The organism is Dyadobacter endophyticus (assembly GCF_014641595.1).
In the GTDB taxonomy this organism is placed as follows: domain Bacteria; phylum Bacteroidota; class Bacteroidia; order Cytophagales; family Spirosomataceae; genus Dyadobacter; species Dyadobacter endophyticus.
Window position 1 is genome coordinate 519,084 of record NZ_BMIA01000004.1, and the last position, 15,093, is coordinate 534,176.

Consider the following 15,093-nt stretch of genomic DNA (forward strand, 5'->3'; position numbering starts at 1 on the left):
GGAAATGCAATATAATTAGTTGCCGTGGGCAACCTTTTTGTCCTGGTAGGGGACAGCTTTGATCAGGCGAATATTGTTATACTCTTCAATTACAACCGTATCCTCTGCCGGAATAACACCCCGCTTGATCCAGTTGCTGACAGTTTGCGTATTGGGGATGTTGAACCGTCTGCAATATTCGGCGACTGTGACCCAGTCGTGCAGCTCGTATATCTTACCGTCTTTCGAAAGGTAGTTTTGGGCCGTTGCCAGAGTTTCCCTTGCGGCTTGAAGCAGTTCGTTGAGCTGTTCAGGCCTTGTTTCAGTGATCGTTTTCATACTGGTAGCGCAGCGATCCGAATCCGGACCTCCATTACGTTCATAGTGTGCTTTTTTTGTTCCAATATACAAAAATGTTACGCTTCGTAACGGAATCGGCGAAGAGATTTGATTTCTATTGAACTCGAATATGCTATTTTTGAGCGTATCCTTAATCCGATGACTTCACCACGCTCCCTGATTTTTACAGCCGCCGTACTTTTGGCCTCCCTCGCCTGCACCCGTCCGCAAGGCCCCATCCCTGAAAAAGGTGTTTCATTTGCGCTGAATCAATACCGTAAACAACATATCGATAGCATCCGCTATACGATCGAGCTGGATATTCCGGCTGAGAAAACGGCGAAGATTTCGGGACGGGAGACGATCTCATTTTATATAGATGCGCTCGATTCAGCGCTTGTACTGGATTTCAATGCGGATGCCAGCCATTTGCAGGAAGTGCGTGTGGGGGGTGAAAAAGTGGAGTATCAGTTTATCAATGAGCATATTGTTTTAGATGCAAAGCATTTGAGTAAGGGCAAAAATGAAGTCGGTATCGATTTTGTTGCCGGCGACCAGTCGCTGAACCGGAGCGAGGATTATCTGTACACGCTTTTCGTGCCCGATCGTGCTTCGACGTGTTTCCCGCTCTTCGACCAGCCGAACCTCAAAGCTTCCTATCAACTGACCTTAAAAGCGCCTGCGGACTGGGAAGCGGTTTCGAATGGGAAGCTGAGCGCCAGAACTGTCGAAAAGGGCAGGAGCGTTTACAAGTTTGGTGAGACGAAACCCATCAGCTCCTACCTGTTTGCATTCGCCGCCGGCAAATTTTTCAAAGAGACAAAAGTTTTAGACGGCCGGGAGATGACCATGTACTACCGGGAAACGGATACGGTGAAAGTGAACCGTAACCGCGACGAGGTTTTTCAATTGCATGCCAAATCCCTTGCCTGGCTCGAACAGTATACGGCCATCGATTATCCTTTCGGGAAATTCGATTTTGTTTTGCTGCCGTCGTTCCAATATGGTGGTATGGAGCACCCCGGTGCTGTTTTTTATAACGAACCGGCGTTGTTTCTGGATGAGAATGCTTCGGTGAACCGCAAAATGGCCCGCGCGAGCGTGATCGCGCACGAATCGGCGCATATGTGGTTCGGCGATCTGGTGACAATGGATTGGTTCAACGATGTGTGGCTCAAAGAGGTATTCGCGAATTTTATGGCCGCTAAGATCGTCCATCCTAGTTTTCCGGAGATTAACCATGAGCTGAGGTTTCTTTTGGCGCATTACCCTAATGCCTACGAGGTGGACAGGACGGCTGGAACGAACCCGATATTGCAGCAGTTGGGCAACCTGAAGAATGCCGGGACGCTGTACGGAGCGATTATTTATATGAAGGCGCCGATCGTGATGCGGCAGTTGGAGCGAAGGATCGGGGAGGAGATGATGCAGGAAAGCCTGCGTGAGTACCTGAAAACCTATTCGTTCGGGAATGCCCGATGGGACGATCTGATCGGCATTGTCGACAAGCGGACGCCGCAGGATATTGCAGCTTGGAGCAATGTGTGGGTGAAAACGCCCGGAATGCCGGGGTATCGCGTCGAGTCGGGCAAGCTGGTGCAGGAGAAGGATTCCGTATCGGGACGTACCTGGGAGCAGCCGCTGGTGTTGAAAGCCATGCCAAGCGGCGCGCGAAACCTGATTTTCCCGAATAGTGACGGGACTGGTTATGGTTATTTTAAAATGGATACGGTCGCGAAAGCCTGGTTTTTCGAAAACTATGGCAGTACGAATGCGGTTTGGTCCGATCCGGTTTTCAAGGGGGCAATGCTGGTGAATATTTGGGAAGGATTGCTGCGCGGCGATGGCCCCGCGCCGGAGAAGTTGGTACGGTATACATTGAATGTACTACCGAAAGAACGAAATCCTCTTTTGGTAGATTATCTGCTTGGCAACGTGCAAAGCAGCTGGTGGGTGTTTTTAAATGCTAACCAGCGTGCCTTGTACCAGATGCAGGCGGAACAGCTGATTTGGCAGCTTTTAAATACGACGAAGGACAAAGGCATTCAGACATCCTATTTCCGGGCTTTCAAATCGCTCGCGCTGACGGACGACGGATGGCAGAAAATGCACGGGCTCTGGACAGGAAAACTCAAAGTAGAGGGCCTCGTACTATCGGAAGAAGACAAGATTTCGCTCGCTTACGAGCTGGCATTGAAGGGGAAGGGCGATGGGAAGGCTATTTTGAACGAGCAGCTCGGCGCAATCAAAAACCCCGACAGGAAGGCGAGAATGCAGTTTGTGATACCTGCATTGAGCGCCAGCGAAGCGGAGCGCGACGCGTTTTTTGAAACATTAAAAAAAGAGGAAAACCGCGGGAAGGAAGCTTGGGTGCTGGACGCATTGACCTATCTGCATCATCCATTGCGGGCACAAAGCGCACTGAAATACCTGCGCCCATCGCTCGACCTCTTGCAGGAGATACAGCTTACCGGCGATATTTTTTTCCCGACCCGCTGGCTGCACAATACCTTCGCAGGGCATTCATCACCGGAAGCGGCCGCAATTGCCAAAACTTTTTTGAAAGAGCACCCGGATTATCCCTACTTCTTGAAAAACAAAATATTGCAAGCGACCGACCTGCTCGACCGCTCCGTGAAACTAGCTGATACCTATGCCCAAAAAGAGCATTCCCCTGCATTATCTCAGCAATGAGTCGGGATTGGGGATTTCCCTGCACCGCATCGACCGGATGAACCAGATGAATGCGCCGCATATGGACGCACACCGCGACGATCATGGGAATTTCTTCTTTCAGGAGGACGGCCATGCACGGTTGATGGTCGATTTTCGGGAGATTGAGCTAAAAGGCAGCGGTGTGTTTTGTATTATGCCGGGCCAGGTGCACTATCCCCTGGAATCGTCGGGGTCCTATGGCTGGTTTCTCGCTGTGGACATGAGCTTGCTCGACGAGCACCACCGGGCAGTGGTGGATGAATATGCATTGTATGGCTTTCCGGTTAGTCTGGATCCGTCGCAGACCGATCTGCTCATGCGGAGTCTCCATTTACTGCTGGAATTTTATCAGACGCCATCGCAATATGGGCAGCCTGTCGTACGGTCGATGCTGAAAACGTGTCTGGGTATTTTTACGTCGCTTTTTGAAAAAGAAGTTTTACAGCGAACCGGGCAGACGCGCTCGTCGGCCATTACCTCACAATTCCGTAAACTTTTGTCGCAGCATTTTAAAACTGTGAAAAGTCCTTCCGAATACGCCGGAATGCTCAGTATCACATCGTCGTATCTGAATGAGGTTGTCAAGGAAACGTCCGGACAGCCGGTGAGCCACTGGATCCAGAACGAAGTGATTATGGAAGCCAAAAGGCTTTTGTATTACACTGATTTGAGTATTAAGGAGATTGCATTCGGGCTGGGCTACGAAGATCACGGCTATTTCTCCCGGCTATTCCGAAAAGTGACGGGGAGGTCGGCGGGGCAGTTCCGGGACGAATACCGCAAATAGAAGTTGTGGAGAAACCGCGATTAGTCCAATCATTACCCTTCTTCCTGCCTTTATTCTATGCATATGTGCACGTTGTTTTGTAAAGTAAAAAATCGGCTGGATCGTCAGCCCTGAAACAACACCGATCGCAGTAAAATGAACATCATCAAACAGAAAGCGCTACACTTGCTTGAAAATGCCTTTGGAAAGACCGGAACCGTGCTGGCTATCCGGGCGTGGGAGCCGGCAACTTTTTTTGAAGTCGACGTCCATTTCCCCGATATGGACATGAGCGGCTGGAAACGCGTCCAGCATATTAAGGTGCGCGTGGGAGAGGGTATTTACCGTGACTACACGCCTGCCGGCTGGGACGAGGACATCCGAACCTGCACATTGTACATCAATGCCGAACAGGACGGCCCCGGTGCGCAATGGATACGTTCCCTGCGCGCGGGCGACCGCATTACGTATGTAGGCGTGGGCGCGACCATGCACAGGCCCACATATGCGGGAGAAATGGTTGTTTTGGGAGACATGAGCAGCATCGGGCATTACCTGGCATTGCAGCAACTGGCCGGGACGCGTAAAATCAGCGGCGCCATTACCATCGCCCACGAAAATCACCGTGAGGAGTTCAAAGAATATTTCAATTGGAATATCCAGCCGGTGAAAAAGAACGACGACGGCGGGTTGCATTCGATGCTCAAATGGACCAGCGATAGACGGCTGGCCAATTCGAACATCTATATTTCGGGGCATATCCCGACTTGTATCCGTTTGCGTAAGGAACTCAAAAGGCGCGACGATTCTCCGCTCGGGATTCAGGTGCAGGGGTTCTGGTCGTAGTTAATCGAAGATCCCGTTCATGGCCGTCAGGATCACGGGTTTGCCGTCCGTAACGATGATAGTATGCTCGTGCTGCGCCACATACCCGCCGCGCGAGCCTACGAGCGTCCACCCGTCGCGTTCGGTTGCCGTGCTTGTGGAGGCTGTTGAAATGAATGTTTCGATTGCAACCACGCTGTTTTTGCGAAAGCGCGTCGTATTGTAACGGTCATAGTAATTTGCAATTTCGTGCGGTTCCTCGTGCAAAGCACGGCCGACACCGTGGCCGGCGAGGTTTTTAATTACCTTATAACCCGACTTTTTGGCTTCCGTTTCAATTAGCCGCCCGATATCGGCAATCCTCACACCGCCTTTGATTTGGCTGAGTGCTTTGCTCAGTATCCGCTTGGAGGCATTCACCAGTTTGTTGTGCCCGTGAATGTCTTCGCCTAACACGAAAGAACCCCCATTGTCGGACCAAAAACCATTCAATTCGGCAGAAACGTCGATGTTCACCAGGTCGCCTTCTTGCAAAACCTTCGATTCGGTGGGTATCCCATGTGCGACTTCGTTATTGATGCTGATGCAGGTCCAACCGGGGAAGCCGTAGGTGAGTTTAGGTGCCGACTTCGCCCCGAGGCTATTCAGCATTTCACCGCCGAAATCGTCGAGCTCTTTGGCCGTCATACCCGGCTTTGCATGCTCGCGCATCGCGCGTAAAGTGGTGGCCACTGCGCGGCTGGCCTCCTGCATTCCGGTCAGTTCGGATTCTTTTGAAATAGACATGGTTGAGTATTATTTTTATTGTCAGGCATTTACGGAAGCTATCTCCTCGTAAACGCCGTCCCAAAGCGCAATGCGCCGTTCAAGCGAGGCGATAGTTGCATTTTCAGCTTCTTGCCAGGATGCTTCGTTATCGCCGCAGAGGTTAGCCGTCATCCGAAGGGCAAGGTGACTGTGGTGGTCGCCGTCGACTTCGATATGTCGTTCAAGGTAATATTTAAATAGGGAAATGCTATCAGGGAAATTTCGGTGTATATCTTCGATGATCGACATGAACATACCTGGTATAAGGTCCTCCCGACCGAAAGTGAATGTGGCGGCCTGCAGGTAATCTTTGCGAGTACCAATGGTTTCGAATGTGAAACGGACAAATTCACGGGCTTTCTCAGGGGTTCCCGCTGTATTGAATGCTCTTTCAAGGTCACCCGTTTCGCGTAGTACGGCAATAAACCTCTCAATTTCGGTGGTATCGGCACCGCATTGCGCCATAGCATCGAGGTAGAGCTCAAAATGGCTTTTGAAATTTCCGTCCATATCGACGTCAGACTCTTCACCGGCCACGATTTCGTTAATGAGATGCCGGGTTTCGCTGTCACCGGTGGGGAACCAGGGAACAGAAGTGCAGGTTAGCCCGTTTTGAAGTGATTTTAGCAACGACATAAAATCCCAGACTGCGTATACATGGTATTTCATGAATACTTTGAGATCGTCGATGTCTTTGATAACGGAATAAACTTTGTGCCGGATGATCTGTTGCCGTAGTGGCTCGATGTTGTGCTGGATTCTGGTAATGTGATCGTTCATGATTTGCGTTGTTCTTTGGGTAAACCCATGTCAGGGAAGGTTTGTTCAGCGTTCGCAAATAAAAAGCCTCGCAAGGTCATTGCCGTAACGGTTTACTGAACGCATTAGGTGGGCGAAGGAACGGCCTATCGCTCAATGCGGCAGCTACTTACTTTGTTTCGGCGAATATTTCACGAGATCGATGCCTATCCCGTTGGGATCGGAGATAGCGAAATGCCTGTCGCCCCAGGGTTCGTCGCGGAGCGCTATTTTGATCTCGGTACCCTTCTTTTTCAAGTCACTATAAAGTTTATCAACGTCGTCGACTTCAATGGTCAGGTACATTCCCTGGCCCTGAAACGGCTTTTGAAACAGCGGTTGCTGCGAGGGGTGATCGGGGAGCAGAAAACTGATCTCTGAGCCGCCGCCCGGTGTATGCAACAGGAGATAGAATTCGTTTTCGAATGTCACGCCGAACCCTAGCGTTTCGGTGTAAAATGCTTTGGTTTCAGCGAGTTTAGAAGTGACGATGCCTGCGTTCAGTTTCATTTTTTGTTTGGTTTGAGTTGATGGACTGGTTTGGGAAAATGCATTGACGCAGACGCACGCCAATGCAAGTAATGTGGTGAGCCGTTTCATGTTACTGTTCGTTTTTGGTGAATCTGATGTTGCAAATGTCGGTTCACCTCATCGGATAGCATTGTAAAAAACGGACAAAATCACCTTCCGAACGCTCTGCCGGGCGTTACGCCGTAGAGGTTTTTGAATTCTTTGATAAAATGTGCCTGGTCGTAATAGCCGTTGTCATAGAAAAGCTTGTTCTCGCGGAGGCTTTGCTGGGAGGGTTTGGCACGGAGGATATTCTGAAAACGCACGACCTGGCTGAAAGTTTTGGCCGAGTCGCCTACATAGTATTCGAACAGCCTGCGGAGTTGCCGGGCACTTAGGCCGGTGTCGAGGTCTTTTTCGACATTCAGCACGCCGAAGTTTTGGAGAATAATGGACAATGCATTGTAAAACCGGGGGTCGTGATTGAAATCAACCCCTGCTGCGAAATGCAGGAAGTATTCGTCGAACCGCCGCTTTATTTCCGCGACAGACAAGCCCTCGCCGAAGCCCGAGGCGATGAATTGCGCGGTGCCGGGCAGTACAACTTCCAGATTTTCAAAACGGTTGCTCAGCTCCACCGCACTGATTTTAAATAGCTGTGGGAACATCGTGGGTAAAAACCGTACGCCGACGTAGTCAAAACTGTTTTCGAGCGGGAACTCGGTATATTTTTTACAGAAGCCCATCACGAAATTTTCCGAGGGGGTTTTCAGTTCGAAAAAAATGTCGATACAGCCATCGGCGACGACGCGGTATACGAAAGGCTCGTCGAGCGGAAGCGAGGTCCGAAGCCTCCAATAACAGTATATGATGCCCTGCAAGGCCGTATCGGGCAGGAATTCCTGATAGGTCACCCGCTCCGCCGATTGTTTCACCGTTGGTTGGACAGGCACATAGAGCCCGCGAATGTCCGGCGTTTTATCCATTCAGTTTCGACCGTTTAAAAATCCGCCAATATACGTTAACTCGCTTATATCGCACGGGTTTTGAAATTTGTCAAATATATACGTATTTGTAAATCAATGTTCTTTCATCTTGAACTGCAATCTTTTGTGGGCGCAGCCTCGTTTTTTGAGCTTGTGCAAATTTTGTAGTACACCCCGAACCGTTCAATTTAACATATCTATGAGCAAAACACTGGATAATCTCCGCTTGTATGCAGGTGTTGTAAAAAGGGTTGGGTACACCCTCACGGCAGGTATGCTGGCTCCCGGTTCGCGGGACGAGCTGCTGAAATTGTATAACAGCTACAATGGCCATCAACAACCCGGAGATAGCACGCCGGTCGATCCATTTATCATTCCTAAAACCGACGTTTTCGAGCTTTTCGGCAATGACAATGCCACTTATGAGGGTGTTTATGAATGTGGCTTCGGGCACACCACGGAGTTTGAACTCAAAGTCATCAGTAACCTTGTCAAAAAATGGAATCCCCGGCGGATCTTTGAGATCGGCACATTTCAGGGGCGCACCACGCTGAATATGGCATTGAACAGCGGTGTTGATACCGAGATCGTTACATTAGACTTGCCCGCGGACGAACTGGCTTCGACGAAGATGGAAATCGAGGAAGGGGAGGTGCGGTATGTTAAAAAGGAAGTTTCCGGCGAGCGGTTTATCGGTCATCCGGCAGCGTCGAAAATCCGGCAGGTATTTGGAGATTCGGCTTCGTTTGATTTTAAAACTTATGCTGATTCGGTCGATGTCGCATTCATCGACGGGTCGCACGCCTATGAATACGTGTTGAACGACAGCGAAAAAGTGTTCACCGTCATGCGGAAAGGCGGCCTGATCATCTGGCACGACTACACCAACTGGCCGGGCGTCTGGACGGCATTGAACGAGCTTTATGAAAAGGACGCCCGGTTCAGGGGCATCCGGCACATCGGTGGTACCAGCATTGCGATACTTACCGTTTGATAATTGGCAGTGTGCCCTGTCGCTGCTGCGGTGCCGACGTATATGAATTAGCGGTTCGCCAGCAAATCCCGTGTTTCCATTAGCGCGAACCCAAGCAGATTGAGACCTTCCCACCGTGCGGGATCGTGGGCACGCGAGTCGTCGGCCGCCAATCCTATTCCCCAAACGGGATCGACGGGGCTCGCTTCCACGAGAATTCTTTCCGAGGTATTCAAAAGATACGAACGGAGCTCAGGGTTTTGGGTGAACTTTTGAACACTGCCCGTCAGAACGATGGATTGGCGGTACGTTATCCAAGTTTGTTCGTCAAAATTTTCCACCATCCGGCCGAGTGCTTTCGCTTCGCCGGGCGAAGTGCAGGCGATGATTCGTTCCCTCAGAACATCATTTCCGAAGAGCCGCGCCTTTTCGGCCATCATCCAATGCTCGGCGGTGCGGTATACCACATCACCGATCGTGATTGCCGACGGCCACCACTGGCTCAGGCACGATTGCGTAATATGGCCGTCGCGAGCAGGTTGATGGCCCCAAAAATGGAGGAATTTAATTTTCGGTTGCTCTTGCCATTCCTTCAAGAGCCAGTCAAGGTCATACTTCATTCTATAATAAAAATAACATCCGTGGTTGTTGCGGATTTCAGGCCGGGTGTGCGAAGGCATTATTTTTTAGCATGTTGCTGAAAAAACGAACAATACTATGAGCAACAGAACCTTAGTCGATGCCTACATCAAAGAACTGGAAGCGGAGTATACTTCGACCCGCAAATGCTTGGAACGCATTCCGGTTACATTATTTAAATACAAACCGCATCCCACCTCGATGGAGTTGGGCTATCTCATGCTGTTGGTGGCCGAAATACCTCTTTGGATCACTTTCATGGTCGAGCAAGGCGAAGTTGACTTTGCTACCTACAAGCGCTTCGAGTTCACCACCAGCGAGGAATTGCTTGACCATTTTGAGGAAGTTTTTAATGGCGCCAAAAAATCGCTGGCCGGCATTACCGACGACGACCTCGACGCTCCTTTCTACCTGAAACGCCAGGGCCAGGTGCTATTTACCCAACCCAGGCGGGAGGGCGTCGGCTCGACGATTAACCACTGGATACACCACCGTGGCCAGCTTACCGTGTATATGCGACTAAACGAAATTGCCGTTCCATCGATTTACGGGCCTTCGGCCGACGACCCCACGTTCTGATCAACGCGGAGGGCCAAAGCGGTCGAACTGTTCTTTTTTTAACTCTTCGAGGATTTCCTTCGTCGATTCGAAACTGGTATGCTGATATGCCCTAAGCCCGAGCGTTTTGGCCATATTGGCAAACATAATGCGGTCGTCGAAATACACGCATTGGCTGGGTGTTGCCTGTGCGATGCCCATCGCCAGTTCGAAAATACGCGGGTCGGGCTTGCGCATCTTGACTTCGCAGGAAGAAATGAATGCGTCGAAACAGGTGTGTAATTTGAATTTTTGTATCCGGTAATCGTTCAATTCTTTTCCCTCATTGTTGATTGAAATGATCCGGAAACCGCAGTCTTTTTTCCACTCTTTGAGCCAGGCCAGCATGCCAGGCAGCTCAACCGACTGCGAATACATAAACTCCTTGAAATCCTCCCGGACGAAATCGCGCGGGTGATTGAAGATCACCGTGTCGAGATACTGATCGAGATTGACGCTCCCGATTTCGTAGACATTAAAAATGAAATTATGTAGCTGGTCCATTTCCTTGTAATTGAGACCGAATTTTTCCGCCGCCAGGGCGCGGGATTCGTGTCCCCATCCATTACTCAAAAGGACGCCGCCAATGTCGAAAAAGAGTATTTTGAGATCGCTGATCTGCATGGTAATGTAGAAGATGTAAAGGTTCGGGGGTAAAGATGCGCGGATAATTCGTGATTTCCGCGTCTCCGGGGAGGCAGATTAAATTTAAGGGATCGTTTTGTAAAGTAAATGAAACAATTTTGTTTAAATTGGTATCTATATTTGTATTGTAATCTATACTCAAAGTTCCTTGATCATGATGAATGAAACCGTAAAACGCTACGAGCGCATTGTTATGAACATCGGAGAACTCATTGAGGTATCAGGGTATCGGAATGATTACCTGGCCGGCAAGTTGGGATTGACGACCGTCAATTTCTCGGCAAAGAAAAAACGCAAGACCTTCACGTTGGAGGAGATCAGGAAACTCGCGTATATTATCGATAATGATGATGTGCAGGATTATCTGATGGTTGCAGAGATGGAGGAACGGGAGAACGAAGAAACCATTACCCATGAAGAGCTATTCAGACGAATGGGGTGGAAGTAATCTACAAAGAGGGCTTTTTTAAAGAGCTAAAAAAACTGCCTGCCCGGATTCAGGAGTCGATAAGGTATACCTTGATAAAACTCGGAGACGCGAGCAGCCTCGAATCGTCAGAGCTTGACTATGCGTTAATGCGGGGTGGGAGCAAAGGACAGAAATTTTATAGAATTCGGGTTGGTAACTATCGCATCGGTATCAAATATATTTATCCTGATGTACTGGTAATTACGATTGCTGTCCGTGGAGATATTTACAAGACATTTCCACCCAAGTAAAAGCCGGTACGAATACAAATTCGTACCGGCTTTTAACTCTAATTCGAGCTACTACCGTCTTCCCCCACGGAAACCACCACCACTAAACCCGCCGCGGCTGAATCCACCGCCACCGCCACCGCCATTAAAAGTCCTGCCTCCAAAAGATCCATATGACCGGGAAGGAGCACTAAACGAATTGCTACGTGGCATTGAACGGTAACCTTGTGCATTTGCTGCACGCGGCGCTGTACGGAACGATTGACCTCTGTCGAACAGATAGGAACGCGAGCCGACCGACGGATTGAAATGTCTAGCAGCGGAGCCGATGAAAGCGGTTCGTGGTGAATAGGCATAATGTCGTGGGGCGATGGTGCGGTAATAGTTACCGTATTGACGGTACAGGTGCGGATAATATCGGTAGGCGCCGCCGAAAAACCATCTCGAAAAGCCCAGAGAAGGCATTGCATACATCATCGGATAACCGCCCAGGCCTAAATAGAAGCCGGAACCATAGCCGTACAAACCAGGGTACCACATCGGCGAACCATACCAATAGGGATAGCCAAACCAGTATGAATAAGGGCTGCCGTAGTTGACTACCTTGTCGCCGGTTGGTGCGGGGTAGCTGTAACCGCCCTGAGACGCATATTCCTGCGAGGCCTGGCTAAGTTCCTGCATCGCCTGTGGATTTTGTTTCAACTCGTCCTGATAGGTAGCGAGTTCGTCCTTGTTTTGTGCTTCAATCTGGTCGTGGATGGTTGCGAGATCGTTGCGGACATCGGCCGGGCTGTCTTTAAAACGCTCGCCGAGCCGTGTTACAAGGTCGGAGTGATCGTTCAGGAGCGACAGTACGTCCGGCATTTCTTCCAGTGTTCTGAACGCCTGCTGGGCATCGGGGTTCAGAAGGGCGATCATGCTTTGGAATGATGCACCGGCTTCTTCGTTCAGGTTATCCACTTTCAGCAGGTCACTGTGATGGTTGTTGTACAACTTCCAGGCAGCCTCTTTCAGCTCGGGTGACGGGTTCACATTCGCCAGCATACCGTCGATCGTTTCCCGGGAAGTTTTACGCGGAAGGATAGCCAGTTTATGCATCAAATCCGGATAGCGGCTTACTTCATAAAACCATCCCTGTTTCTTTTGGGCATAATTTTGAATGATTTGCTGGAATCCTGCGCTGCTTTTCTCCCGGATTTGCGCGAGTTTGGCCAGCACATCGGGGTATTGGGTAGCTACAAGAATATCATTGCGCACACCGTCGTCGTAGGGTGCAATCGCTTTAAGCAGGCTTTGGTCAGTGACAATATTTTGTTGCGCGTTACTAACCATTTGATCATCCTGGCCGTAGCTGGTGAGGCTAGCGGCGGAGAGCAGAATAGTGGCAAACAGATGAAGCGGTTTCATGGTCTTGAACTGTTAAAATTGAATAGCTTCTTGACTTATTATGGTACCAAGGTATCCTGCGATTCTGTCGAAATATTGAAGATTCGGGCAGGTTTCGAAAATATTATCCCTGCACCGGAAAGCTTTTCATAAGCTTTTTAACGCCCTTGTTAATCTGTTTTTCAAGCCGGTTCGGGTTGCTCACATCGCCGGAAATAGCTTTTTGCCAGATAATGTCCCCGGTTTTGGCATCCACCACATCGAGGATCAGCGTGCCGTCGGTGCCGGTGCTCGAATACGGGTAACCTCCGTACCCGTAGCCGCCGAAGCTGCCATAGTAAGGGTATCCCCAGCCAAAACGGCCCCAGCCCATCATCGGATAAGCACCGAATGGATAAGCCCCGCCGCCGTAGTAGTTCTTGCGCACGCGTTGCGTGTACGTGTGAAATTGCAGGAGCAGGTCGGGATGCTGGGCGTTACGGGTAAGGCCCTTGCTTTCCAATGCTTTATCGAATGCGGTTTGAATGCGATGACGGGAAAACGAACTGGCGTACATCGGGTTCTGGTTGGTTTTCATGTCGGGAACGATCCAATTATAGGTCAATGCCTTGCCGGTAGTACTTACCGGCTGTTGGGGACTTTTTGCGAGCACTACACTGCCCAGCGCAGTCAGCATTCCCAACAAAAGCAGGTTCTTTTTCATTTGAATAAATCATTTGGAGGGCCTCCGGGCTTGCACCCGGAAAGCCCCGGGTTACTTTATAAACCAATTGCGAAGTACTGGGTTTCGTCGTTGCCGGGATAAAGCCCTTCGATCATTACCCCGCCTTTTTTGCCTTGAAGCATTTTCACGGCTTCGCGGGCGTTGGCAACCGGTGTTTTATCAATTTTTGTAATTACAAAACCTTCTTCCATATCGGTATTCTGGCGGATTTTGCCTGCGTTGATCGCCGTCACCTGCGCGCCGGAACCGATGCTGTATTCTTTTTTCTGCTGGTTGGTGAGGTCTTTGAGTTCAATACCCAGTTGCTCCATCACCGCCGACGAGGAACGGTCGGCGACGGAAGGTTCGGAAATGCCCTTCAACGACACGGAAATTACTTTTTCGGCTCCGTCGTGGTTCACAGTCACGGTCACTTTATCGGATGGTTTGTGCTGGGCAATGGCTTCCTGCAATTGCGGCACGCTGGTAATGGCATGGCCGTCGATTTTGGTGATAACGTCGCCGATCTTGATGCCTGCCTCTTTCGCGGCACTTTCATCCGCAAAATTCTCGACGCGTACGCCCTCATCCACTTTCAAGTCAAACGATTTGACTTTTGCCGCATCCACTTCGCTTATGCCCACTCCCAGGTAGCCACGCTGCACGGAACCGAATTTGGAAATGTCCTCTACCACTTTGTGCGCGATGCTCGAAGGTACCGCGAATGAATACCCCGCAAAGGAGCCCGTCTGGCTGGCAATGGCGGTGTTGATGCCGATCAGGTTACCATTTAAATCCACCAATGCACCGCCGGAGTTACCCGGGTTTACAGCCGCATCGGTTTGAATGAACGACTCGATCGGTGCCTTGGCATTCTCGCCGAGGATATTGATGCTGCGCCCTTTGGCACTCACAATGCCTGCTGTAACGGTCGATGTCAGGTTGTAGGGGTTACCCACTGCGAGTACCCATTGTCCTACCTCCACGTTTTCAGAGTTTCCGAAAGACAATGCCGGGAGATTCTTCGCGTCGATCTTGATCAATGCAATGTCGGTATTGGGGTCGCTGCCGATTACTTTGGCTTTGTAGGTATGCTTGTCGGCCAGAGTTACTTCGAGCGTTTCGGCCCCCTGGATCACGTGGTTGTTGGTCACGATATAACCGTCGGGATTGATAATCACACCGGAACCTGTGGCCTGTGGTTTCTCCATTTTTCCTTCCGGTGCCTGCTGGCCGAATGGATTGCGGCCGCCGAAGAGATCCCGAAATTCCTCCGGTATTTGCATCTGGCTCACGGTACGTTCCGGTTTCAAGGTCGATTTGATGTGTACCACAGCAGCGGTTGCTTTTTTGGAGGCAAATGAGAAATCAGCGGGGATCATCGTGGCGGGCGCGTCGGCCGTAGAACCGCCGGGCTTGCCGTCCAGCCTGGCTTTCATGAACGGGGTCGCATTGCTGACCCAGGTCGAGATCGTATCGGGTTTGCCAAAATGTTCGTATGTAGCGTAGGAGGTTCCGCCCAGTAATGCGGATGCGAGGGCTACTGCGGTTATTTTTCTGAAATTACGGGTTGTTGTCATCGCTATTAAATTGATTAAGTGTATTCAAATTTCAATAGCGATCCTGTTGCAATTCTGTATGGATTCTGAAGACATTTTGTAGTTGAACACTTTTTTGGAATACATAAAAAAAGGAGGGTCAGAAACCCTCCCTTTATTCACTACTA

The 15,093-nt window shown here is 50.2% G+C and carries 16 protein-coding genes; 6 read left to right on the forward strand and 10 right to left on the reverse strand.

Going from position 1 to position 15,093, the window contains the following annotated elements; genetic code table 11:
- Positions 1-15: 15 nt before the first annotated feature.
- Complete coding sequence (locus IEY24_RS26685) at positions 16-318, reverse strand: hypothetical protein (RefSeq protein ID WP_188938247.1); 303 nt, start codon at positions 316-318, stop codon at positions 16-18.
- Positions 319-426: 108 nt separating this feature from the next.
- On the opposite strand from IEY24_RS26685, the gene IEY24_RS26690 reads away from it, so the two are divergent.
- The 3 genes from IEY24_RS26690 (at position 427) to IEY24_RS26700 (ending at position 4,645) form a co-directional block, all read left to right on the forward strand.
- Positions 427-3,012, forward strand: coding sequence for a M1 family metallopeptidase (locus IEY24_RS26690; protein ID WP_229223193.1), 2,586 nt, complete (start codon positions 427-429; stop codon positions 3,010-3,012).
- Complete coding sequence (locus IEY24_RS26695) at positions 2,972-3,820, forward strand: AraC family transcriptional regulator (RefSeq protein ID WP_188938251.1); 849 nt, start codon at positions 2,972-2,974, stop codon at positions 3,818-3,820. Before IEY24_RS26690 ends, IEY24_RS26695 begins: the two co-directional genes overlap by 41 nt.
- Positions 3,821-3,955: 135 nt before the next feature.
- Positions 3,956-4,645 (forward strand): ferredoxin reductase domain-containing protein, encoded by a 690-nt coding sequence (locus IEY24_RS26700; protein WP_188938253.1) that lies wholly within the window; start codon positions 3,956-3,958, stop codon positions 4,643-4,645.
- Here IEY24_RS26700 and map read toward each other — a convergent pair whose 3' ends face one another.
- From map to IEY24_RS26720, 4 genes are all read right to left on the reverse strand, one after another.
- Positions 4,646-5,410 carry a type I methionyl aminopeptidase gene (map, locus tag IEY24_RS26705; protein WP_188938256.1) on the reverse strand — a complete coding sequence of 255 codons (765 nt, stop codon included), beginning with the start codon at positions 5,408-5,410 and terminating at the stop codon, positions 4,646-4,648.
- A gap of 21 nt (positions 5,411-5,431) precedes the next feature.
- Positions 5,432-6,211 carry a DUF3050 domain-containing protein gene (locus tag IEY24_RS26710; protein WP_188938259.1) on the reverse strand — a complete coding sequence of 260 codons (780 nt, stop codon included), beginning with the start codon at positions 6,209-6,211 and terminating at the stop codon, positions 5,432-5,434.
- 144 nt (positions 6,212-6,355) lie between these two features.
- A complete protein-coding gene (locus IEY24_RS26715) occupies positions 6,356-6,739 on the reverse strand; it encodes a VOC family protein (RefSeq protein ID WP_188938261.1) in 384 nt (127 codons plus the stop codon).
- A gap of 170 nt (positions 6,740-6,909) precedes the next feature.
- Positions 6,910-7,725, reverse strand: a complete 816-nt coding sequence (locus tag IEY24_RS26720; protein ID WP_188938263.1) for an AraC family transcriptional regulator — start codon at positions 7,723-7,725, stop codon at positions 6,910-6,912.
- Positions 7,726-7,924: 199 nt separating this feature from the next.
- On the opposite strand from IEY24_RS26720, the gene IEY24_RS26725 reads away from it, so the two are divergent.
- Positions 7,925-8,719, forward strand: coding sequence for a class I SAM-dependent methyltransferase (locus IEY24_RS26725; RefSeq protein WP_188938265.1), 795 nt, complete (start codon positions 7,925-7,927; stop codon positions 8,717-8,719).
- Positions 8,720-8,766: 47 nt separating this feature from the next.
- On the opposite strand, the gene ybiA is transcribed toward IEY24_RS26725, so the two are convergent.
- Positions 8,767-9,318 carry a riboflavin biosynthesis intermediates N-glycosidase gene (ybiA, locus tag IEY24_RS26730; RefSeq protein WP_188938268.1) on the reverse strand — a complete coding sequence of 184 codons (552 nt, stop codon included), beginning with the start codon at positions 9,316-9,318 and terminating at the stop codon, positions 8,767-8,769.
- A 97-nt stretch (positions 9,319-9,415) separates the two neighbouring features.
- On the opposite strand from ybiA, the gene IEY24_RS26735 reads away from it, so the two are divergent.
- Positions 9,416-9,916, forward strand: coding sequence for a DinB family protein (locus tag IEY24_RS26735; protein ID WP_188938270.1), 501 nt, complete (start codon positions 9,416-9,418; stop codon positions 9,914-9,916).
- Here the strand turns inward: IEY24_RS26735 and IEY24_RS26740 are convergent, their stop codons facing one another.
- Positions 9,917-10,558, reverse strand: a complete 642-nt coding sequence (locus tag IEY24_RS26740) for an HAD family hydrolase (RefSeq protein WP_188938273.1) — start codon at positions 10,556-10,558, stop codon at positions 9,917-9,919.
- Positions 10,559-10,733: 175 nt separating this feature from the next.
- On the opposite strand from IEY24_RS26740, the gene IEY24_RS26745 reads away from it, so the two are divergent.
- Positions 10,734-11,027, forward strand: coding sequence for a hypothetical protein (locus IEY24_RS26745; protein ID WP_188938276.1), 294 nt, complete (start codon positions 10,734-10,736; stop codon positions 11,025-11,027).
- 323 nt (positions 11,028-11,350) lie between these two features.
- Here IEY24_RS26745 and IEY24_RS26750 read toward each other — a convergent pair whose 3' ends face one another.
- The 3 genes from IEY24_RS26750 to IEY24_RS26760 all read right to left on the reverse strand — a co-directional run bounded on the left by IEY24_RS26750 (position 11,351) and on the right by IEY24_RS26760 (position 14,947).
- A complete protein-coding gene (locus IEY24_RS26750) occupies positions 11,351-12,685 on the reverse strand; it encodes a hypothetical protein (RefSeq protein ID WP_188938279.1) in 1,335 nt (444 codons plus the stop codon).
- 103 nt (positions 12,686-12,788) lie between these two features.
- Positions 12,789-13,367, reverse strand: a complete 579-nt coding sequence (locus IEY24_RS26755) for a DUF4136 domain-containing protein (RefSeq protein WP_188938283.1) — start codon at positions 13,365-13,367, stop codon at positions 12,789-12,791.
- A gap of 56 nt (positions 13,368-13,423) precedes the next feature.
- Positions 13,424-14,947, reverse strand: a complete 1,524-nt coding sequence (locus IEY24_RS26760; protein WP_229223198.1) for a Do family serine endopeptidase — start codon at positions 14,945-14,947, stop codon at positions 13,424-13,426.
- Positions 14,948-15,093: the final 146 nt, after the last annotated feature.